The 22,082-nt window shown below is 69.4% G+C and carries 15 protein-coding genes and 1 pseudogene; 9 read left to right on the top strand and 7 right to left on the bottom strand.

Annotated elements, in window-relative coordinates; genetic code table 11:
- Positions 1–13: 13 nt before the first annotated feature.
- From cobI to K336_RS0108915, 6 genes are all read left to right on the top strand, one after another.
- Positions 14–811 carry a precorrin-2 C(20)-methyltransferase gene (cobI, locus tag K336_RS0108940; protein WP_377173231.1) on the top strand — a complete coding sequence of 266 codons (798 nt, stop codon included), beginning with the start codon at positions 14–16 and terminating at the stop codon, positions 809–811.
- Positions 808–1,815, top strand: coding sequence for a precorrin-4 C(11)-methyltransferase (cobM, locus tag K336_RS15560; protein WP_051245572.1), 1,008 nt, complete (start codon positions 808–810; stop codon positions 1,813–1,815). The genes cobI and cobM overlap by 4 nt, the downstream gene beginning before the upstream one ends.
- On the top strand, positions 1,812–4,388 hold the full coding sequence (gene cobJ / locus K336_RS15555) for a precorrin-3B C(17)-methyltransferase (RefSeq protein ID WP_051245571.1): 2,577 nt from the start codon (positions 1,812–1,814) through the stop codon (positions 4,386–4,388). Before cobM ends, cobJ begins: the two co-directional genes overlap by 4 nt.
- A gap of 2 nt (positions 4,389–4,390) precedes the next feature.
- Positions 4,391–5,635, top strand: coding sequence for a CbiX/SirB N-terminal domain-containing protein (locus K336_RS0108925; RefSeq protein WP_021797324.1), 1,245 nt, complete (start codon positions 4,391–4,393; stop codon positions 5,633–5,635).
- 311 nt (positions 5,636–5,946) lie between these two features.
- Complete coding sequence (locus K336_RS20200; protein WP_028706844.1) at positions 5,947–6,297, top strand: type II toxin-antitoxin system RelE/ParE family toxin; 351 nt, start codon at positions 5,947–5,949, stop codon at positions 6,295–6,297.
- Positions 6,294–6,605: a helix-turn-helix domain-containing protein gene (locus tag K336_RS0108915; protein WP_021797318.1), complete on the top strand. Its 312-nt coding sequence runs from the start codon at positions 6,294–6,296 to the stop codon at positions 6,603–6,605. The genes K336_RS20200 and K336_RS0108915 overlap by 4 nt, the downstream gene beginning before the upstream one ends.
- Positions 6,606–6,984: 379 nt before the next feature.
- Here K336_RS0108915 and K336_RS15550 read toward each other — a convergent pair whose 3' ends face one another.
- From K336_RS15550 to K336_RS18620, 6 genes are all read right to left on the bottom strand, one after another.
- On the bottom strand, positions 6,985–8,358 hold the full coding sequence (locus tag K336_RS15550) for a cobalt-precorrin-5B (C(1))-methyltransferase (RefSeq protein ID WP_081660728.1): 1,374 nt from the start codon (positions 8,356–8,358) through the stop codon (positions 6,985–6,987).
- Positions 8,358–9,008, bottom strand: coding sequence for a precorrin-8X methylmutase (locus tag K336_RS0108905; RefSeq protein ID WP_028706843.1), 651 nt, complete (start codon positions 9,006–9,008; stop codon positions 8,358–8,360). The genes K336_RS15550 and K336_RS0108905 overlap by 1 nt, the downstream gene beginning before the upstream one ends.
- Positions 9,009–9,218: 210 nt before the next feature.
- Complete coding sequence (cbiT, locus tag K336_RS0108900) at positions 9,219–9,815, bottom strand: precorrin-6Y C5,15-methyltransferase (decarboxylating) subunit CbiT (RefSeq protein ID WP_028706842.1); 597 nt, start codon at positions 9,813–9,815, stop codon at positions 9,219–9,221.
- Between the two features lie 57 nt (positions 9,816–9,872).
- Positions 9,873–10,628 carry a cobalt-precorrin-6A reductase gene (locus K336_RS0108895; protein WP_028706841.1) on the bottom strand — a complete coding sequence of 252 codons (756 nt, stop codon included), beginning with the start codon at positions 10,626–10,628 and terminating at the stop codon, positions 9,873–9,875.
- A 474-nt stretch (positions 10,629–11,102) separates the two neighbouring features.
- Positions 11,103–11,192, bottom strand: coding sequence for a ribbon-helix-helix protein, CopG family (locus tag K336_RS20195; RefSeq protein WP_081660727.1), 90 nt, complete (start codon positions 11,190–11,192; stop codon positions 11,103–11,105).
- Positions 11,193–11,485: 293 nt separating this feature from the next.
- The gene (locus K336_RS18620; RefSeq protein ID WP_155945048.1) at positions 11,486–12,268 is read right to left on the bottom strand and encodes a hypothetical protein; all 783 of its coding nucleotides are present in this window, start codon (positions 12,266–12,268) and stop codon (positions 11,486–11,488) included.
- A gap of 366 nt (positions 12,269–12,634) precedes the next feature.
- On the opposite strand from K336_RS18620, the gene K336_RS0108885 reads away from it, so the two are divergent.
- From K336_RS0108885 to K336_RS17775, 3 genes and pseudogenes are all read left to right on the top strand, one after another.
- The gene (locus tag K336_RS0108885; protein WP_043150665.1) at positions 12,635–15,610 is read left to right on the top strand and encodes a helicase-related protein; all 2,976 of its coding nucleotides are present in this window, start codon (positions 12,635–12,637) and stop codon (positions 15,608–15,610) included.
- A gap of 178 nt (positions 15,611–15,788) precedes the next feature.
- A pseudogene (locus K336_RS17780) lies at positions 15,789–20,425 on the top strand (Eco57I restriction-modification methylase domain-containing protein).
- Position 20,426: 1 nt separating this feature from the next.
- Positions 20,427–21,791 (top strand): ATP-dependent nuclease, encoded by a 1,365-nt coding sequence (locus K336_RS17775; RefSeq protein WP_162142592.1) that lies wholly within the window; start codon positions 20,427–20,429, stop codon positions 21,789–21,791.
- Positions 21,792–21,798: 7 nt separating this feature from the next.
- Here the strand turns inward: K336_RS17775 and K336_RS0108870 are convergent, their stop codons facing one another.
- Positions 21,799–22,053, bottom strand: a complete 255-nt coding sequence (locus tag K336_RS0108870; RefSeq protein WP_051245695.1) for a transposase family protein — start codon at positions 22,051–22,053, stop codon at positions 21,799–21,801.
- Positions 22,054–22,082: the final 29 nt, after the last annotated feature.

Below are 22,082 nucleotides of genomic sequence, written 5' to 3'. Positions count from 1 at the left end.
CTGAGGAGGCCATGTGAGCGAGAGCGCGCGCCCCGACATCGGATCCGGCGGCCCCGGTCGCGGCGGCGGCCGGCGGCGCTTCATCGGGGTCGGGGTGGGCCCCGGCGATCCCGAACTGGTCACCTTCAAGGCGGCGAGGGTGCTGCGGACGGCCGGCGTCATCCTCGTCCCCGCCACCGAGGCCTCCGCCGACGGCCCCGGGCGCGCCGAGCGGATCATCGCCGACGTCGTCCCCGACGGCGCGGCCCGCATCAGGCGCATCCCCTTCTCGATGGCCCAGCGCCGCGGCGTCGGCGCCCGCCGCGCCGACAGCTGGCGGGCCAGCGCCGACGCCGCCGTCGAGGCCTTCGGGTCCGGCTGCCGCACCGTCGCCTTCGCCACCGTCGGCGACCCGGCCGTCTTCTCCACCTTCAGCTATCTGCGCGCCACGCTCGCCCGGCGCATGCCCGACGTCGACTACGAGCTCGTGCCCGGCATCACCGCCATGCAGGCCCTGGCCGCCGCGAGCACCACCCCGCTGGCCGAGGGCCGCGAGATCCTCGCCCTCGTGCCGGCCACCGTCGGGCCCGACAGGCTCGGGCGGCTGCTCGACGTCGCCGATTCGGCCGCCATCTACAAGGGAGGACGCACGCTGCCCGAGGTGCTGCGGGCCCTGCGCGAGCGCGGCCGCCGGGCGGTCATCGGCACCGACGTCTCCCTGCCCGACCAGCGGCTCGTCGACCTCGACGAGATCGACGCCGACGAGACGCTGCCCTACTTCTCGGCCGTCCTCACGACGCCCGAGCGCACCATCACAGGAGGCCGGATATGAGCGAGCGGCCCGCAGGAGCCGAGCCCGCGGACGACGAGCCCGACGTCGACGCGATCGACCATGCGCGGATCGGCGCGCCGCCGGTCCCCGCCCCCGGGCACGACCGCCCGCGCGGCCTCGTCGTCTTCGTCGGGGCGGGCCCCGGCGCCCCCGACCTGGTGAGCGTGCGCGGCGCCCGCGTCATCGCCGAGGCCGACATCGTCATCTGGGCGTCCAGCCTCGTCCACCCCGACATGGTGGCGAACCGCCGGCCGGACGCCGAGCTCGTCGACTCCGCGTCGATCCCCTTGGAGGACCTCGTCCCGCTGTACACCCGCGCCCGCGACGAGCACCTCCTCGTGGCCCGCGTGCACACCGGCGACCCGTCCCTCTACGGGGCCACCGCCGAGCAGCGCGACCTGTGTCGGCGCCTCGGCGTCGACGTCGAGACCGTGCCGGGCATCTCGGCCTTCAGCGCCACCGCCGCCCGCATGGACGTCGAGATCACCGTGCCCGAGGTCAGCCAGTCGCTCGTCATCACCCGCCTGGAGGGGGGCCGCACCCCGATGCCGGACGGGGAGACCATCGCCTCGTTCGCCGCGCACGGCGCCACCATGGCCGTCTACCTGTCGGCGGCCCGCCACCGCGCCCTCCAGGACGCCCTCCTCGCCGGCGGCTACCCGCCCGGCACCCCGTGCATCATCGGCTACTCGGTGACCTGGCCGCAGGAGATGATGTTCCGCTGCGAGCTGTCCCGGCTGTCCGAGACGATGCGGGCCCACCGGCTGTGGAAGCACACCATCGTGCTCGTCGGCCCCGCCCTCGCCGAGGGGCCCATCACCGCGCGCAGCCACCTGTACCACCCCGGCTTCCGCCACGGGTACCGCGCCGCCGACGCGCGGGCCCGGCAGGAGCTGCGCGCCCACGGCGCCCGCGCCCTCGACGACGCCGTTCCCGGTGACGCCGGGTCCGGAGACGACGCCCCCGACGGGACCCGGGGCGGGATGACGGAGGAGAAGGCATGATCCGCGTCCACGGATACCTCGGCCGCATCGACGAGCGGCTGCGCCGCGAGGCCGCCGCCGCCGACCTGGTCGTCGGCGGGCGCCGCCACCTCGACGCCTTGGCGGTGCCCGAGGACAGGCGCCTGGTGCTGGGCCCCATCGGGCCGGCCGTCGAGGCCATGAGGGCCCTGCCCGGCGACGCCCGGGTCGTCGTCGTGGCCTCGGGCGACCCGCTGTTCTTCGGCGTCGTGCGCCGCCTGCGCGCGGCGGGGCTGGCCGTCGAGGTCGTCCCCGAGATCACGAGCGTGCAGGCCGCCTTCGCCGCCGTCGCCGTGCCCTGGGACGACGCCCAGATCGTCAACGCCCACTCCCGCGGCATCGACGCCGCCGTGCGCGTGGCCCGGAACCATCCGAAGGTCGCCGTCCTCACCGCCCCCGGCCGCGGCGTGCGCGAGCTCGCCGAGGCCCTGCGCGGGGCCGGCAAGACCTACGTCGTGGCCGCCCGCATGGGCGAGCCCGACGAGCGGGTCGACGTCCTCAGCGAGGACCGGGCCCTCGCCCTCGGCGCCGGCGAGGTGCCCGGCCTGCACGTCGCGCTCGTGCTCGACCACCGCCCCGACGAGGCGGCCGTGCTCGGCGTGACCCCGGAGATCGCCGGCGACGCCGCCGAGCCCGCCGACGACGAGCAGCGCCCCGGTCGGAACCGGGCCGCCGACGGCTCGGACCGCGAGCCGATCATCGGCCAGGTCTGCACGACCGGACGCGCCCGCGCGAACGCCGACCGCATCGACGAGGCCCTGTCCGTCGTGTCGAAGCGCTACGTCGGCGGCGCGGCGGCCGGGCTGGCCGCCGCGTGGGGCGAGTGCGATCTCATCGTCTCGCACCTGGCCCTCGGCGCCACGGCCCGCATGATCGCCCCGTTCCTGGCCGACAAGCGGACCGACCCGGGCGTCGTCGTCGTGGACGAGGCGGGCCGGTTCGCGATCCCGCTGGTCGGCGGGCACATCGGCGGGGCCAACGAGCTGGCCCGCCGGATCGCCGACGGGATCGGCGCCACTGCCGTCGTCTCCACCGCCACCGACTCGCTCGGCCTGCCGGCCCTCGACCAGCTCGGCTGGGCCGTCAGCGGCGACGTGGCGGCCGTCACCGGCGCCCTCCTCGAGGGCAGGCCGGTCGACTGGGTGCGCGAGCGCCTGTGGCGGGTGCCGCCGCTGCCCGACACCGTGCGCGTCACCGGCCCCCGCGAGGCGCCCGCCGCCGCTGACGGCCTCGACGCCTCCGACGGTCCGGAGGGGGCCGACGGCAGGCCGCCGGCCGTGGCCCGCGTCGTCGTGACCGACGGGCTCGAGGTGCCCGCCTCCGGGCTGCCCACCGTCGTCCTGCGGCCCGACAGCCTCGTCGTGGGCATGGGCTGCAACAGGGGCACCGACGTCGAGGAGCTGCGCGGCCTGCTCGAGGAGATCCTTGCCGACGCCGGCCTGGCCGTCGAGTCGGTCGCCGCCCTGTGCAGCGCCGACGTCAAGGTGGGCGAGAGGGGCCTCATCCGGCTGGCCGCCGAGCTCGGCGTCCCCTACCGGGTCTTCGACGCCGCGACCCTCGACGCCCAGGACGCCCCGACCGTCTCCGAGGTCGTGCGGGCCGAGGTCGGCACCGGCTCGGTGTCCGAGGCCTCTGTGCTGGCCGCCGGGGCGCGGCTCGTCGTGCCCAAGCGCAAGAGCCGCAACGCGACCTGCGCCCTCGGACGCATCCCGGCCCGCGGCGTGCTGCACGTCGTCGGCCTGGGCCCGGGCTCCCGCGATCTGCTCACCCCGAGGGCGCGCGACGCGGTGCGGAACGCGAACCTGGTGGTCGGCTACGGCCCGTACGTGCGCCAGATCCGCGACCTGGTGAGCCCGAACGCCGACGTCCTGGCCACGAGGATGGGCACCGAGGAGCAGCGCACCGCTGCGGCCATCGACGCCGCCCGCCGCGGCCTCGACGTCGCCTTCGTCTGCGGCGGCGACCCGGCGATCTACGCCATGGCCAGCCCGACCCTCGAGATGGGCACCGACGGCATCGACGTCGACATCGTCCCGGGCGTCACCGCCGAGCTGGCCGTCTCGGGCATCCTGGGCGCCCCGCTGGGCCACGACCACGCGACGATCAGCCTGTCGGACCTGCACACCGACTGGGAGCTCATCTGCAAGCGGGTGCGCGCCGCCGCCGAGGGCGACTTCGTCATCACCTTCTACAACCCGCGCTCGCGCACGCGCACCCACCACCTGCCCGACGCGCTGGCGATCATCGCGCAGCACCGCGGGCCGGACACCCCGGTCGCCTGCGTCGCGCAGGCCGAGCGGCCCCAACAGAAGGTGACGATGTCGACGCTGGCCGAGTTCAGGCCGGAGTGGGTGGACATGAACACGATGGTGATCGTCGGCTCCGACACCACCAGGTTCGTCACCAGCGGTGACGGTCGACGGATGATCGTCACCCCGCGCGACTACCACTGGATGGAGGGGCGGGTGAGCGGCGAGAACCGCCTCAACTACCGCCACCAGGACCGTCCGAGGATGTCGCGCGCCGAATACCGGGGCCGGACCGAGGAGAAGTGACAATGACCCGTCAACCCCCGCTCGTCGTCGCCGCCCACGGCACCCGCCAGGCCGAGGGCCTGGCCAGCTGCCGGGCGCTCGTCGACCGCGTCGCCGGCCGGCTGCCCGACGTGCACGTCGGCATCGGCTTCGTCGAGCTCGCCGAGCCCGACATCGCCGCCGCCGTCGGCGACGCCCTCGAGGCGGTGCCGCCCCAGGCCGGCGGCGAGGACCCGGACGCCGTCGTCGTGCCGCTGCTGCTGCACACCGGCGGCCACGTCCGCGCCGACATCCCCGACGCCATCGAGGCCGGCCGCGGCGACGCCCGCGTGGCCTACGCCGGCCCGCTCATGCCCGACCCGCGCGTCCGCTTCGCCCTGCAGCGCCGCATCGACGAGGCCCTGACCCCCGCCGGCGGCGAGGCCTGGCGACCCGGCGACACGGCCGTCGTGCTCGTGGGCCGCGGCGCCCTCGTGCCCGACGCCAACGCCGAGCACTACCGCATCGCGCGTCTGGTGTGGGACGAGATGGGCCTGCGGCAGGTGCTGCCCGCCTTCATCCAGGTGAACCGACCGAGCGTGCCCGACGCCCTGTCGGCGGCGGCCGCGTCCGGACTCACCCGCATCGTCGTGGCGCCCGTCTTCCTGTTCACCGGCAAGCTGTCGGAATGGCTGGCCGAGCAGGTGGGCGCCTGGGTCGAGTCCCACCCCGGAGTCGAGGTGCGCATCGCGCACGTCATCGACGACTGCGACGAGATCGCCGATGTCGTGATCGACCGCTACCGCCGCCGGCTCGGCTCCGAGGGGGCCGGTCAGGGGGCCCCGGTGTACCTGTCCGGCCTGCGGCTGCAGGGCCGTCGGGTGCTCGTGGTGGGCGCCGGTCATGTGGCCGAGCGCCGCATCCCGCAGCTGCTGGAGGCCGGCGCCAGGGTGCGCGTCGTCGCACCGAGCGCCGGCATCAAGGTCTCGGGCTTGGCGGCCCGTGGTCAGGTCGAGCTCGTCGGGCGCGGCTTCCGGCCGTCCGACGTGGACGACGCCTGGTACGTCGTGGCGGCGGCCAATGACGCCGCGGTGAACCGGCAGGTCGCCGAGGCGGCCGAGGCGCGGCACATCTTCTGCGTCCGCTCCGACCGCGCCACCGGGGGCAGCGCCTACACCCCCGCGACCGAGCAGGCGGGCGGCATCTCCGTCGCCGTCGTCGGCGACCGCAACCCGCGCCGCAGCGTGAAGGTGCGCGAGGAGCTGCTGCGCGCCCTGCAGGGCGTCTGAGCGGGGCCCGGGCGGGCCCCGTCCCGCGGCTCGGCCGTGTTCTGCGGTCGTCTGGGCGGCTGACCGCACGCCGAACAGCACGGGGCGGGCCCGGGCCAGGGCCCGCCCCTTTTTTGGCGGTTTCAGCTGTTGCCTCCAGAAGATCCACCACGCGTAGCGGTGCACGACGATGAAGTTTGTTCACAGCACGCAGGAGGAAAACCTGACAAGGGAGAACGCTCCTGTGGACGACTCCTGTGAATAAGCCTCGATGACCAGAGCATCGGATATCCTATTGACATGATATCTTCTCAAGGGTATATTTGCTCTGCATGAGGTGGACCGTTGAGTTCTCCGACGAGGTGCGCTCTTGGTACCTGGGTCTGAGCCCAGCGGGGAGGGCAACGGCAGACCGGATTCTTGAGCGGTTGGCCTCTCAGGGAAACATGCTGCGCATGCCGCATTCCCGCTCATTGGGCGGTGGGTTGTACGAGCTGCGGTTCGCATGCGAAAACATCAGTCAGCGCATCACGTACGTCTTCGAGCTGGATCGTAGGGCGGTGACCTTGACAGCGTTCCGAAAGCAGCGTCAGAACGAGCGTGGTGAGATCCTGCGGGCCAGGCGGGCGCAGGCAGCGCGCCAAGCGGCGGATGCCACCAGGAAGAGGGGAGGGGGACGATGAGCACCAGCGCTGCGACGACCTCGTGGGAGCAGGTCCGGGAGGAATCTCTGGCCGCCATGACCGAGGCGGAGCGAGCCGAGTACGACGCCGCGTCGATCGAAGCCGAGGCGCGGCTGCAACTCGCTGAATTGGTCTACAACGCGCGCACAGCAGCCGGGCTGTCTCAGACTGAGCTCGCTCGAAGGGCTCATACTCGTCAGGCGGTCATCTCCGCCATTGAGAGCGGTGCTCAGGCTCCTGGTGGCATCATGCTCGCACGCATCGCTCACGCTCTGGGCGGGACTCTCAGCATCCACGTCGCAGCGTGAAGGTGCGCGAGGAGCTGCTGCGCGCCCTGCAGGGCGTCTGAGCGGAGCCCGGGGGCCCGGGCTCGGGCCCGCCCCGCGGCTGTGGCCTTCGCCGATCGGCTCTCCCGGTCGGTTCTGCGTCTCTTTCTGCGGCTGTGGTGCCTCTGGCGTGCGTCATCCGCGGGTGGTTCCTGTGGGTTGCGTTCGGGGACGGCCGTGGCGCGCCGGGCCGTGCTGGTGTTCGGTTGGTCTGTCGGGTTGGGTGGCTGATCGGCGTCCCTTTCTGCGGCTTGTGGTGCCTCTGGCGTGCGTCATCCGCGGGTGGTTCCTGTGGGTTGCGTTCGGGGACGGCTGTGGCGCGGTGGGCCGTTGCCGGAGGTGGTTCTGCCTGCTTCTCGCCTCAGTCGGTTCCGGTGAAGCCGGCACGTCCGACGACGGCGCCCCCGCGGTCGGTGCAGATGACCTGCACGTCGACCCGGGGGTTGTCGATGACGGCCTGCGCCTCGGCCTTGGCGGCGGCGGCGACTGCGTCGCCGAGGGGCACACCGGCTTCCGCGCAGAGGGCCTGCGCCCCGGCGGCGGTGGGGGACTGGCGCACCCGGTCGACGAGCTCCGGTCCGGCTCCGGCGCGGGCGGCGAGCTCGGCGAGGTGCTCGTGGTCGACCTGGGTGCGGTGCGAGTGCAGGTCGAGGTAGCCGTTGGCGAGCTTCGACATCTTCGCGAAGCCTCCGCACAGGGTGATCCGCGCGATGGGGTGGTCGTGCAAGTACTTGAGGACGGCCCCGGCGAAGTCGCCCATGTCGAGCAGTTCGATGCCGGGGTAGAGCCTCTCGACCGTCGCCGTGGACGACGACCCGGTGGTGCCCGCGGCGTGCTGCACCCCGGTCGCCCGGGCCACGTCGATGCCCTCGTGGATGCTGGCGATCCAAGCGGCGCACGAGTAGGGCACGACGACGCCGGTGGTGCCGAGCACCGACAGCCCGCCGAGGATGCCGATGCGCGGGTTCCAGGTGCGCCGGGCGATCGTCTCTCCGTCGTCGATCGACACGGTGACGAGTACGTCGGGTTCGCCGCTGCCGCCTGCCTCGCGGTCGGCGGCGGCGATGTTCGCGGCGATGTAGCGCCGCGGCACCGGGTTGATGGCCGGCTCCCCGATCGCCAGTGGAAGGCCCGCCCGGGTGACGGCGCCGACGCCCTCGCCGGCGCGGAAGACGATGCCGCTGCCCGGTTCGCCGCGGCGCAGCGTGGCGCGGACGACGGCGCCCTGGGTGACGTCGGGGTCGTCACCGGCGTCCTTGGTGACGGCGGCCATCGTCCAGCCCTCGCCCAGCTGCTCCTGGGTGAGGGCGAAGGCCGGTCGGCGCCCGTGCGGCAGGTCGATCTCGACGGGGTCGGGGAAGACGCCGGTGAGCAGCGCCGTCCAGGCGGCCCGGCCGGCGGCGGCCGCGCAGGCCCCGGTCGTCCAGCCGGGACGCAGCCCCGAGCGGTCGAGCTGGGCCTCGCGTCCCGTGCCGCGACTGGTCTGCCCGCGGCCGGTCGACCCGCGGCCGTTCGGCGTCGTCCCGTCCCCGGCTTCGCGGTCCGACGGCGTCGGCCCGCTGCCGCTCGTCCCGCGCCTCGCCCGGCCGGAGTCGGGCCCGCGGCCGGTCAGGTCGTGCCGGCCCTGCTCGGCGAGGGCCGGGTCGTTGCCCGGGCCGGCGGGGGAGTCGGCGGCGGTGACGTCCCTCGGCGGTTCGCCGGGGCCGGTGCGCACGGGCTCTGCGGGATCGGTCATCAGGCGTGCTCGTTGGTGAGTTCGGCCCGGGAGGCGAGGGCGTTCACCGCGGCGACGGCGATGGCGGAGCCGCCGCGGCGGCCCAGCAGGGTGATGTACTCCAGGCCGAGGTCGTCGTCCACGAGGGCCTGCTTCGACTCGGGGGCACCGACGAAGCCCACCGGGATGCCGATGATGCCGGCGGGGCGGGCGCCGGTGGCGTGGCACAGTTCGAGCACCCGGTACAGGGCGGTGGGGGCGTTGCCGATGGCGACGACGGCGCCGTCCAGCAGGTCCTGCTCGGCCCAGCGGTCGACGGCGGCATGGGTCTTCGTGACGCCCTTGGCGCGCGCCTCGTCGGCGAGCGAGGGGTCCTTGATGTGGCAGACGACCTCGTTGTCGCGCGGCAGGCGCGAGCGGATGACGCCCGAGGCGGTCATCGACGAGTCGCACAGGATCGGTGCGCCGTCCGCGAGGGCCGTCTTGCAGCCGGCCGAGATGCCGGGCGTGAAGGCGATGTCGGCTGCGATGGCCGGGTCCGCGGCCGCATGGATCATGCGCACGACGACCGGCTCGACGTCGGCGGGGAAGCGGCTCAGGTCGGCCTCGGCGCGGATGATGCGGAAGGACTCCTCGTAGATGTCCGAGCCGTTGTTGAGGTAGTCGTTCATCGCTCTCCTGACCCGGTGGTGCAGTGCGGCGCCCAGCATAGCCACAGGCATACCGCCCCCGGCCGGCCGCAATGCCCTGATCGCGGTGAATCAGCTTCTCAGGGGCCTGTCCGGTTCGGCATGAGGGGGTTTTCGCCCTGGGTGATCAGGTGCAGTGGCACGGCCAGGTTCCGGTGCGGCCGGATTCACCAGGGCTGTTGTGCCGGACGGTCAGGTCTGTGGCCTGGTCCAGTTCCAGCAGGTGATGGTGCGGGCGGGCCGCCAGCCACGCAGGCGGCCGATGCGGTCGGCGGTCTCGATGCCCAGGCGGAACAGCTCGCCGCCGTGGGCGCCGTGCAGGTCGGCGATGACGACCTCGGCCTCCATCGTCACGGCGTGGACGACGAGGCGTCCGCCCGGCGGCAGCACCTCCATGCACCGCTCGGCGAGCCGAGCGGTGAGGCCGCCGCCGATGAAGACGGCGTCGGGGGCGGGCAGGGCGTCGATGAGCTCGTCGATCGGGCCCTCGCACACCTCGAACTGGCCGGGGAGGGTGAGATTGTCGGCGTTGGCGCGGGCGTTGGCTGCGCGTTCGGGTCGGCGCTCGACGCCGACGGCCCGGCAGGCCGGGTCGGTGCGGCACCAGTCGACGGCGATCGAGCCGGCGCCGGTGCCGAGATCCCACAGCAGCTCGCCGGGGGCGGGCCGCAGCGCCGCGAGCGCGACGGCGCGCACGGGGTGCTTGGTGATGAGCCCGTCGTGGACGAAGTGCTCCTCGGGCAGGCCCGGGGTGCGGCCGAGCCCGGTGGCGTCGCGGTCGGTGGTCACGCCCGCCAGACTATCCCGGCCGAGGCGTCCTGACCGGTCGGGAAGCGGCGGGGCCTCTCAGCTGTCGGCATGCAGGCGGGCGGCGACCCATTCGGCGGCCTGCTGCGGGGTGCTCACACGATCCCCGTAGTCGGGGGCCGGTGGCCGCGAGACCATGACGACGGCGGCGCCGATCTCGGCCGCCACGAGGAGCTTCGGGTCGAGGCGGACGCCGCCGGAGTCCTTCGTGACGAGCGTGGCGACCGTGTGGGCCGGGTCGGCCATGAGCGCGCGCTCGCCGTCGCGGCTGAAGGGGCCGCGCCGGGTCAGGAGGGTCCAGCCGGCGGGGAGCGTCTCGTCGGGGGCGTCGATGACGCGGTGGGTGATGTCGCGGGCGCCGAGCATCAAGTAGTGGGCGGTCTCCTGGCGGCCGATGGTGAGCAGCACCGGGTCGGGCAGGCGTCGGACGGCCCGGACGGCCTCATCGTGGTCGGCGACCCAGGTCCAGTCGGCGGAGGCGGGCAGGGCGCGCCAGCTGGGCGCCTCGAGGCGGGCGAGGGCGGTGCCGGCGCGCCGGCAGGCGGTTGCGGCGCTGCCGCTCATGGCGGCGGCGAAGGGGTGGACGGCGTTGACGACGCAGCCCGGCCGGTTCTCGACCAGCCAGGCGGCCAGCCCGTCGGGGCCGCCGAAGCCGCCGATGCGCACCGCGCCGGGGACGGCGCGCGGCGCCCTCGTGCGTCCGGCCAGCGAGGTGGTGACGTCGAGGCCCTGCTCGACGAGCAGCCCGGCGAGGGTGCGGGCGAGGGCCGTGCCCCCGAGGATCAGCACGTCCATGCGGCAAGTCAAGCGCGGGCGGGGGAGCGGGGCAAGCGACTCGTGTTCGCCCGGGGCGGCGGAGGGGCCGCCGCCCCTTCCTGTGCACGGCATGCGGTCCGTGCGCGTCGGCTGGTGATGAAACGTGTCAAATAGGAGGTTATCCATAGGGCCGATGCGTCAGATGTCGCTGAGGTCGTGTACGGGGCGGCGACGGATGATACGCACCACTGGCGATACCCGGTCGCATGCCAGGACCTCATCGACTGGCGTGGCAGCATGACGGACGACGAGTGGTACGAGACACAGGTGAGGAACTACATGGGCGAGAAATGGGCTGCACGGACGGCGGCTTGCGGCCCATCCGCGGCGGCCGCGTGAGCGCTTCGGTTGAGAGTGACTCCTCTTGGCCGAAGTTCTGCGAACGAGCCTTCGGCCCCTCAAGGGCTTGAAGGGCCTGCTCTCACGGTGATCGCTAATCGCTGGCGGGATCCGTCAGCCGGCGAGTTCACGGTCTATGGCTCTGCGGATGATCGCCGACCGTGTGGTGTGTGCTTGGGCTGCCTTGCGGTCGAGTGCCTCCATCTGGCTACGGTTTGGTGAAACCTCACCACGGCTCCTGCCTCCTCACTTGGCTCCTGTGGCCTGTCAAATCTGGGAAGTGAGCGGAGGAAGTCCACGCTGTAGCCAGCCTCGGCCTCAATGGCGCCTTCCTCGAAGCGTTCGCGGTCCTTGTCGCTGAATTCCTCAGTCATTGTTCCCCCCTTGCATGATATCGAAGTAGGCGGGGGTCATAGTGTCCGCGTGGATCACGACAGCACGGGGCGCATTGGTGCTGGGGATAAGCTTTTCTGTGTCGTGATGGGCTAGCGAAGATGTTATGTAGGGTCCTTTTCGTTGGGCTCTCCCCATGGTGTCAAATAATCTTTCATGTGGTGGATCATATGCCATGACTCGACAACCTTATCTCTGAGTCGTGAAGAGCTGAGATCGTTGTAGCCAAATTCTTTTGCTATCGTAGCTACGGCATTACCAATTTCAATGTCGGATGGACACTTATCGAACCTGCCCAGCGCCGTTTCAAGGATTAAATTTAAGTGACAACGTGAGACGTCTATGGAATCCTCAGGTAGCCGTAGAGATTCAGGCAGTCCTCCATAGATCAGACGCCAGAGGGCTGCCAAGTGGGTGTACTTCTCGTCTCCTTTCAGGCTTGAGTAATCTCCTCTGTGTAACACCCACTTTTTTCGGTGAGATGATCTGTACAGCTTTTTGGGGTGTCCTGCGACCCTTACGCAACCCCGAATTGAAATACTGTTGCCTTTAGCCTCTTTGATCAGTTTTAGGATCTGATTCCAGTAGTCGAAAAGAAGTGTTGTGCGCTCGTAGGGCTCAAGACGCAGCGTGAGGTCAAGGGCGAAGCAAGGGGTGTTTCGACCATTATTTTCTTGGATTGTGCGAGGAGTCATCTGATAATTTTTTGACCTCACTCCTTTCACGCTTAATCCAGGGGAATATATTGTTACGGGGGTTCTCCCTGGGTTTTCTATGACTAATTGGGCGACTTCTAGTGCAGTGCCTTTCAATACTTTTTTGGGTAGTCCATGGGCCACTTCACTGTCCATGTCAAAACCGAAACTCCCTGATTCATTGACCGCCATGGCGCCATACTGATCTATGATGGCGGAGTTCAGGGATACGTGAACCTTGCCGCGGTCGAGGTGGAATTGCCATGTGAGTGCCACTATTGCCACGACTAAAGACACTAAGGATAGAATCGCTGAGATATATTGCATCATTCTTGTCTTCGATGTTTGTCGAGTGGGGTGTTGATGACTGTTTTGTGCGCCTGGGTGCGAAAAGAACTATTTTTCTGGGGTCGTAATAATGGGCATGGTGCGCTGTCAGTAGAAGCCACCTTCTTCTCATTGGCCGACCAACGCCTCGCTCAAGCTCCGACCCCATTAGACTCTACCCCTAGGGGGCGCGGTCGTGCTCTCACAAGGGGAGTGAGGGGTGTCCCGCGCATGTCTCAGGGTCAGCTGCAACCCGGGTCACGGCTCAACGTCGCGCCGGGGTCAACCGTCGTGGTCCGCGACGAGGAGTGGCTCGTCACGGCGGTCGAGCAGGCCGACGACGGCGACCAGCTCCTCACCGTCCAGGGCCTCACGCCGCTCGTGCGCGGCACCACCGCCACCTTCTACGAGTCCCTCGAGTTCGACCCGTCCCGACCCGCCGGCCCGGGCAACGGCATCCGCTCCCTCGACCCGCGCGACGCGGTGCCGGTCGCCGACGACTCCCCGCACTACCGCCGCTCCCGGCTGTGGCTCGAGGCCACCCTGCGCAAGACGCCCGTCCCCATCGGCGAGCCGGCCCTGGCCGTCTCGCACCGCGGGCTGGCCGACGCCCTCGACTACCAGTTCCGCGCCGTCGCCAGGGCCCTCGACCCCGCCAACCTCCAGCCGCGCATCCTGCTCGCCGACGCCGTCGGCCTGGGCAAGACCATCGAGATCGGCATGATCCTGTCCGAGCTCATCCGCCGCGGCCGCGGCGAGCGCATCCTCATCGTCTGCCCGCGCCACGTGCTGGAGCAGACCCAGAACGAGATGTGGTCGCGCTTCGACATCCCCTTCGTCCGGCTCGACTCGGTGGGCGTCCAGCGGGTCAGGCAGAAGCTGCCGGCCAACCGCAACCCGTTCACCTTCTTCCGGCGGGTCATCATCTCGATGGACACCCTCAAGCAGGACCGATTCGTCCACGACCTGCGCCGGCACCACTGGAACGCCGTCGTCATCGACGAGTCGCACAACGTCACCAATGCGAGCACCCAGAACAACGCGCTGGCCCGCAATCTGGCCGCCACCACCGACGCCCTCATCCTCGCCTCGGCCACCCCGCACAACGGCCGCCGGGAGTCCTTCGCCGAGCTCGTCCGCCTGCTCGAGCCCACCGCCGTCGGCCCCGACGGCGGGATCGACGAGCGCGCCCTGCGGCGCCTCGTGATCCGCCGCCACCGCAACAGCCCCGAGGTGGCCGGCGTCGTCGGCTCCGACTGGGCCGAGCGTCTGCCGCCGCGCAACGAGCTCGTGCCGGCCTCGCCCGCCGAGGACGCCGTCGCCGACGAGCTCGACGGCGTCTGGCTGCACCCGGCCGGCGGCTCCTCGCCGTACTCGGGCAGCACCCGGCTGTTCCCGTGGACGCTCGCCAAGGCCTTCCTGTCGTCCCCGGCGGCCCTCGACGCCTCCATCACCGAGCGCCGCAGGCGCCTCGACGCCGCCGCCCGGGCGGGCGCGACGGGCACGATGAGCCCGGCCCAGCGCGCCGAGGCCGACGCCCTCGACCGCCTCGCCGGGCTCAACGAGGCGGCGAAGGACTCCTCGGCCAAGTACGACCGGCTCGTCGACTACCTGCGCCGCATCGGCGTGGGCCGCAGAAGCGAGATGCGCGCCGTCGTCTTCGCCGAGCGGGTCGCCACCCTCACCTGGCTCCAGCGGAAACTGACGGCGGACTTCGGCTTCAAACCCGGGCAGGTCGCGCTGCTGCACGGCGGCCTGCCCGACGTCGATCAGCAGGAGATCGTCGAGAGCTTCAAGCAGACGAACTCGCCGATCCGCGTGCTCGTCACCGGCGACGTCGCCTCCGAGGGCGTCAACCTGCACCAGCAGTGCCACGAGCTCATCCACTTCGACATCCCGTGGTCGCTCATCCGCATCGAGCAGCGCAACGGCCGCATCGACCGCTACGGCCAGCGCGCCCGCCCGCAGATCACCACCCTGCTGCTCGCCCCCGGCGCCGAGGGCTTCCGCGGCGACATCACCGTCCTGAGCCGCTTGCTCGAACGCGAGGAGGAGGCCCACCGGGCCCTCGGCGACGTGGCCGGGCTCATGGGCGAGTACAGCGAGGCCAGGGAGGAGGCCGAGCTCACCCGGGTGCTCGCCCGGCAGAAGAGCTTCGACGAGGCGGTGCGCACCGTCGACGAGGTCGCCTCCGGCGACGGCCTGGCCGCCCTCATGGCCGCGATCAGCGGCAACACCGCACCGGCCGACGGGCGGGACGGGCCGGCAGTCGAGCTGGCCGAGGCCGGCCCCCTGTACGCCGAGCCCGTCACCTTCCTGCGCGAGGCCCTCGAGGAGTACTACACGACGCCCGCCGCCCCGCCCTCCACGCGGGGCGGCGGAGTGGGCTGGCGCGAGCACCCCGGCGAGGGCATCGTCGAGTTCGTCCCGCCCGCCGACCTGCGCCAGCGCCTCGAGGCGCTGCCCCAGGGTTATCTGAGCGACCGCGGCGTGCTCACGAGCTTCAAGCTCGCCACCGGCAGGGCCAGGGCCGCCCAGCTGCTGCGCGACGCCCTCACCGACGCCTCCGACAGCTCGTGGCCCGAGGCCCACTACCTCGGCCCGCTCCACCCGGTGCTCGACTGGGCCGCCGACCGCGCCCTGGCGATGCTCGGCCGTAACGAGATCTACGTCGTGCGCGGCCGCGTCGACAGTCCCACTGTGCTGCTGTGCGGAAGCCTCACCGACAGGCGCGGGCAGGTCGTCGCGGTGAGCTGGGTGGGCGTCGAGTTCCCCGGCCCCGACAACTTGGCCATGCCGCCTGTGACCCTCTACGAGTCCTCGTCCGAGATGCTGCGCGCCGCAGGCGTCGGCGAGCGGATGAGCAACCCCGGGCCCGTCACCGGCGTCGACGCCCTCAAGAGCCTCATCGCCCCGGCCGTCGAGGCCGCCGAGGCGCAGCTGGACCTCACGATGGACCATGCCCGCGAGTCCGTCGCCGAGCGCATCGAGCACTGGAGCGAGCAGAACACGCAGTGGCGCGACGAGGCCGACGCCCTGGTCGCCAGCGAGTCCCTGCGCCGCCACCGGGCGGGCGTCGCCGAGCGCCAGCGGCTCGTCGAGCAGATGGCGCCCGACCGGCGGCTCGTGCGGCCGCTGCTCGTCGTCGTGCCCGAGGGCACCGCGCCCGAGGACGTCGCGCCCGAAGAAGTCGACGAGGAAGCCTGATCATGGCGAGTCTGATCATGGAGAGCAGCGACGTCCTTGTCGTCGGGGCTGGATCGGCGGGTGCTTCGTCCTCAGTGACTCGCCCGAGGGGGTCTGACCGTGGCGACCAGTGATGCCCTCGTCGTCGTGCCCGAGGACGCCGACGCGCCCGACGATTGTGACAAGGAGAACTGACCGAATGGCGACCAGTGACGCCCTCGTCGTCGTCGAGGACTGGATCAGCGAGCACTTCTTCACCAGCGACGCGCCCAACGAGTCCTTCCACGGGCTCGTGACCGACCGCCTCAAGCAGTGGCGGGCCGCGGAGGCGCCCACCCCGCTGTCGCGCTTCACCGCCGCCCGCGCCGACCTGCTCAAGGCGATCACCGGCCTCTACGGCGACGGCGGCGCCGGGGACGAGCCGCCCGACCCGGAGCGGGCCCGCGAGGCCTACCGGCTCGTCCTCGACGTCCTCGGCTACTCCACCGGCCAGTACCGGGTGCGCGACGACGGCCCCGTGCGCTGGTTCACCACCACCGGCGCCGACGCGCCACTGGCCGTCCTCGAGGCCGTGCCGGTGGACGCCCCCGAGGAGCTGCTCGACAAGAGCGCCGCCACCCTGCTGGAGCCCTGGCGGCCCGGGGCCGACGCGCCCGACTCCGAGCTCATCGACTCGGCGTCGCGCCTGGTCAGTGCACTCATGGTGCGCCCCGACGGCCCGGCCTTCGCCCTCGTGCTGGCCGGCCGCTGGCTCCTCGTCGCCGAACGGGCCCGCTGGCCCGAGGGCCGCTACCTGGCCGTCGACCTGCAGACCGTCGCCGACCGCAACGACACGAGGCGGGCGGGCGAGGTGCACACGGCGCTGACCTGCCTGGCCGCCGAGTCGCTGGCCCCCGACGCCAACGGCGACATCTGGTGGGCCGGCGTGCTCGAGGCCTCCATCCGCCACACCGTCGGCGTGAGCCAGGACCTGCGCGAGGGCGTGCGCGAGTCCATCGAGATCATCGCCAACGAGGTCATCGCCCGCCGCCGCGCCGGGGGCCTCGGGGCCCTGCCGGCCGACGAGGCCCAGCCGCTGGCCATGCAGGCGCTGCGCTTCATCTACCGGGTGCTCTTCCTGCTCTACGCCGAGGCCTCGCCCGAGCTCGGCGTGCTGCCCGTCGGCGCCCCCGAGTACGAGAACGGCTACTCCCTCGACCGGCTGCGCGACCTGCTGCTCGTGGAGCTCACCGGCGCCTCCCGCGACGGCACCCACCTGTACGACTCGCTGGCCGTGCTCTTCCGCCTCGTCGACCGGGGCAACCTCGAGCTCGGCGTGCCCGAGCGGGACCAGACCGCGGCCCTGCCCTTCCACGCGCTGCGCGCCGACCTGTTCCGGCCCGGGGCCACCGGCCGCATCGGCGAGGTGGGCCTCGGCAACGCCGCCATGCAGCAGGTGCTCGGCAGGCTGCTGCTCAGCAAGGAACGCGCCGGCAGGGACCGCGGCTTCATCAGCTACGCCGAGCTCGGCATCAACCAGCTCGGCGCCGTCTACGAGGGCCTCATGAGCTACACCGGCGTCTTCGCCCCGACCGACATGTTCGAGGTGGCCCCGGGCGGCAACCCCGCCAAGGGCTCGTGGCTGGTGCCCGTCGAGCGCGCCACCGACCTGGCCGACAAGGACTTCGTCATGGTGCACGACCCGGTGCGCGGCGACCGCCGCAAGACCCACCGCACCGGCCGGTTCGTCTTCCGGCTCTCGGGCCGCGAACGCCAGCAGTCGGCCTCGTACTACACGCCCGAGGTGCTCACCCGCTTCACCGTCGGCCAGGCCCTCGCCGAGCTCCTCGACCGGGACGGGCGCACCACCCCGGCCGACGAGATCCTGCGCATGAGCATCTGCGAGCCGGCCCTCGGCTCGGGCGCCTTCGCCATCGAGGCCACCGGCCAGCTCGCCGAGCAGTACCTCGCCCGCAAGCAGAAGGAGACCGGCCGGTCCATCGACCCCGAGGACTACCCGGTGCAGCTGCAGCGCACGAAGGCCTTCATCGCCCTGCACAACGTCTACGGCGTCGACCTCAACGCCACGGCCGTCGAGTTCGCCGAGATCACCCTGTGGCTCGACACGATGGCGAAGGGCCTCGACGCCCCGTGGTTCGGCCTGCGCCTGCGGCGCACTCCCTCATCGGCGCCCGCCACGGCTTCTACACCACCGGCCAGGTGGCCGACAGGAGCTGGCGCACTGGCCCGCCGGCCGACGTGCCGCTGGCGGCGATGGCCGAGCGGGCCCGCACCGGCGAGCCCGCCGCCTCGGGCGCCGACGGGCGCATCCCGCACTTCCTGCTGCCCGGCGCCGGCTGGGGCGCCACCGCCGACGCGAAGGAGGCCAAGGAGCTGGCCGGCGAGCGGGTCAAGCGGGTGAAGGCCTGGCGCAGGCAGTTCCGGAAGGCCCCCAGCCCGGCGCAGACCAGACGGCTCGTCGCCCTCGGCGAGCAGGTGGAACGGCTGTGGACGATGGCCCTGCGCCGGCTCACCGTCGCCGAGCAGCAGACCCGCCGCCCCATCCGGCTGTGGGGCGCGGAACAGGCCGAGGCGCGCGAGCCGGTCGTGACCCGCGAGCAGATCGAGGCCTCGCTGGCCGATCCCGGCGGCGCCTACCGGCGGCTGCGCCGGGTCATGGACGCCTGGTGCGCCCTGTGGTTCGTGCCGCTCACCGGCGAGCAGGTGGCGCTGCCCGACTGGCAGGAGTGGATCGACGCCGTGGAGCAGCTCATCGGCGTCCCCGTGCGCATCAGGACCGACCGGCGCCACCAGCCCGCCGACCAGCAGCTGACGGCCTCCGACGAGTGGGCGGCGCTGGCCGAGCAGGAGAGCTGGGCGCTGTCGGGCTCGACGGCCACGAGCGTCGAGCGGGCCCTCGCGGACCACCCGTGGCTGCGCGTCTGCGAGCAGGTGGCCGACCGGCAGGGCTTCTTCCACTGGCAGCTCGACTTCGCCACCGTCTTCGCCCGCGGCGGCTTCGACCTGCAGGTGGGGAACCCGCCGTGGGTGCGGCCGCGCAGCGACAGCTCGGCCCTGCTCGCCGAGGCCGACCCGTGGTGGATGCTCGAGAACAAGCCGTCCGAGGCCGCCAAGAAGCAGCGCCGCGCGGGCACCCTGCTCCGGCGAGGCGCCGCCGAGCTGCTGATCGACGGAACCACCGATGTCGAGGCGCTCAGCGCCTACGTCGGCGACGCCACGAACTACCCCGAGCTCGCCGGACTGCAGCCCGACCTGTACCGCTGCTTCATGAGTCGAGTATGGACGAATGCAGCCGAGCGAGGCATCGCGGCGCTGCTGCACCGTGAGACGCACTTCACCGATGAAAAAGCAGGAGGACTTCGCGCGGCGACCTATCGCAGGCTGAGACGCCACTGGCAGTTCAAGAACGAGCTGCAGTTTTTCGAGGAGATCGGTGATCAGAAGGACTACAGTGTCAACGTTTACGGTTCGGAGCGCCCCGTGTCGTTCCTTCACGCGTGCGGGCTCTACCATCCGGAGACCGTCGGGCGCTCGTTGAGGCACGACGGATCAGGTCCGGAACCTGGGTTCAAGTTCCAAGGCGCCTGGGACCAGCGGCCACACGCCAGCCGAATCCAACATGTCACCGAAAAAACGTTGACATCATGGCGTGACGTACTGGAGAGCCCGGATGTGACGCCATCGTGCACCCGGATGCTCTACACGGTGAACCGCGCGAGCGCCGCCGTGCTTGCTAAGCTCGCGAAGAGCCCGCGTATGGGAGAGCTGGAGCTTGAGTTCTCACCGGGGTGGCATGAGACGGCGGACCGCCGGAAGGGCTACTTCGTCCAGCGCTGGGGCCGCCCCGACAGCTGGAATGATGTGATCCTGCAGGGGCCCCATATCTATGTGGCGAACCCTGCCTTCAAGCAGCCGAACGCGACGATGAAACACAACCAGGACTGGTCCGACGTCGATCTGGAGAAGCTGCCCGCCGACTTCATCCCCATCACCGCCTACAAGCCCGCCGGCGACCGCGCAAAGTACGACGCCGACTACACCCACTGGGACGGCGAGCCGGCGCGGGACCACTACCGGCTGGCGTGGCGACGGATGGCAGCGAACACGGGGGAGCGGACGCTGATCCCTGCTGTGGTTCCGCCGGGCGCAGCCCATGTTCACCCTATTTATACTGCCGCAAGCCATGATGTAAGAGCGCTCACGCAAGTTGCAGGATTCGCTGGCAGCTTGCTTTCGGATTTTTCTGTCCGTGTTGTCCCCAAAGGTGACATCCATCCGAGTGTCATTAATCGACTCCCGATTTCTTCGATGGATCATCCGCTTGTATCTGGAGTACTGCTGCGCGTTCTCCGCCTAAACTGCACAACCAATGCTTACGCCGATCTGTGGTCGGCTTGCTGGGACTCGGCCTTCGCCTCCGACTCGTGGGCGCTGTCGGCGCACAGTTCGGTGCGGCTCGGCGACGTGGGGCCCGACTGGCGGCCGAGCACCCTGCTGCGCCGCGACCTCGACCGCCGTCAGGCCCTCGTCGAGATCGACGCCCTCGTCGCCCTCATGCTGGGCGTCACCGCCGACGAGCTGTGCACCATCTACCGCACCCAGTTCGCCGTCCTCCACGGCTACGACCACGGCAAATACCTCTACGACGCCAACGGCCGCCTCGTCCCCGTCGAGCTCCAGCGGCTGTGGGCCGGGAAGGGCGACACCCTCGCCGCCGACGAGCTCACCACCGAAAATGTCAGTGGCAGCACCTACACTTACAAACTGCCGTTCACCCGCTACGACAGGGAGATCGACATGCGCGCCGCCTACGCCGAGTTCGAATCGAGGCTTTAAAATGATGATCTCTCAGTTTCAAGTGAGGAATTATCGTTCAATAGAGTCCTCTGAAAAGATCAACTTAGGTCGACTCACTGTCTTGGTGGGTCCGAATAATGAGGGAAAATCTAATATTTTAAGAGCGCTGAAGGTTGGGCTGGGGATCTTAGAGGGATACAGACCTGCTCAAGCTCAGTTGCATAGGACACAATCCTCCAGCTATATGAGGATTCATCGAATTGAAACTTATGATTGGGAAAATGACTACCCAATATCGCAACAAGTTGATCACCCGAATCGTAAGACTTCATTTGAGATCGAGTTTAAACTGGACAATTCGGAGATTGTCGAGTTTAAGAAAATAGTCGGGACTGTCCTCAACGGGTCATTGAGGGTTAATATAAAAATTGGAAGTTCAAATCAACCTGAGGTGAGAATTCTTAAGCAAGGACCAAGCGGAGCAAAGCTAAATGCCAAGCTGGATAGAGTCTGCAGGTTCATCTCCGCGCGTCTTGCTGTAGATTATATCCCTGCCGTTCGATCATCGGATGATCTTCGTAGAAGTATTGACCGGGAGATTGAGAGAAGAATATTTAATGGTGATGATGATCCTCGGATCAAAAAAGCGAGAGAAGATATTATTCAGCGATACAAGGAGCTTCTCGTTCCGTATGAGAATGAGTTGCTAGAGAATATTAAGTTTTTCGTTGGAAGCGCCAAAAAAGTAACTTTCGATTTTAGTGAGGTGTTTTCAAGAGTCATCCCTCGTACGCGTCTGATGGTTGATGATGGTGAGCTGACTTCGCTTGAAGCTAAGGGTGACGGAATCCAGAGCTTGGTTGTCCTGTCCATGAAAAAGGCATCTCTTGAGATGGATAAAAGGCGATCTCATGTCCTTGCGCTAGAGGAGCCAGAGGCTCATCTTCACCCTGGAGCGGTTCGCCGAGTGGCAGAGATTATTTCCGGAATTTCAAAGCAGCATCAAGTGGTTATCACAACGCACAGTGCTGTTTTGGTAAGGAGGGCTAATATCAGCCATAATGTCATAGTTCGTGAAAATAAGGCGAGAGTGGCTAAAAATATTGAGGACGTAAGAGAGAGTCTCGGTGTTGAGTTGCCAGACAATCTTATCTCTGCTGACACGGTTCTTCTCGTAGAAGGAAATACCGACGTAGTCATAATTCGTCGACTACTTTCGTGCTGCTACCCGATACTTAAACGAAATCTTGCGAATGGAAGATTAGTTCTTGAGTCATGTGACGGTGCTGCAAATGTGCAGTATTCGATACGGCGGTGGCGTGATGATATGTGTAGAGTTCATGTACTTTTGGATGGAGACAAGGAGGGAATCAAGGCTAAAGAAACGATCATCCCGAGATTTTGAGGCTTATTCATAGGGTGTAGGTGAATATGATTCCGAGTATTGTTGTGATGGCATCCGGGAGGGCGTCGATGGGGCGTCTATAACCGGTTTTGAGGGTTTTCCATGTTTTGAGGTGGGCGATGACTTGTTCGATCCTCCACCTGATCCGGTCGATGGCCCGGTTGAAGTTCTTGTCGGCCTCGGACAGGGGAAGACCCGGGAGTTTCTTGACAGGGGTGATCAGGCCCATCCCGACATACCCTTTGTCCGCGATGTGAGGCACGGAGGAAGAACCCGGATCGTGGGTCGTGG

The sequence above is a fragment of the Propionibacterium acidifaciens DSM 21887 genome (assembly GCF_000426605.1).
Lineage (GTDB): Bacteria > Actinomycetota > Actinomycetes > Propionibacteriales > Propionibacteriaceae > Propionibacterium > Propionibacterium acidifaciens.
Note: the sequence above shows the minus strand (reverse complement) of the source record. Positions and strands in the feature narration are given on the sequence as shown.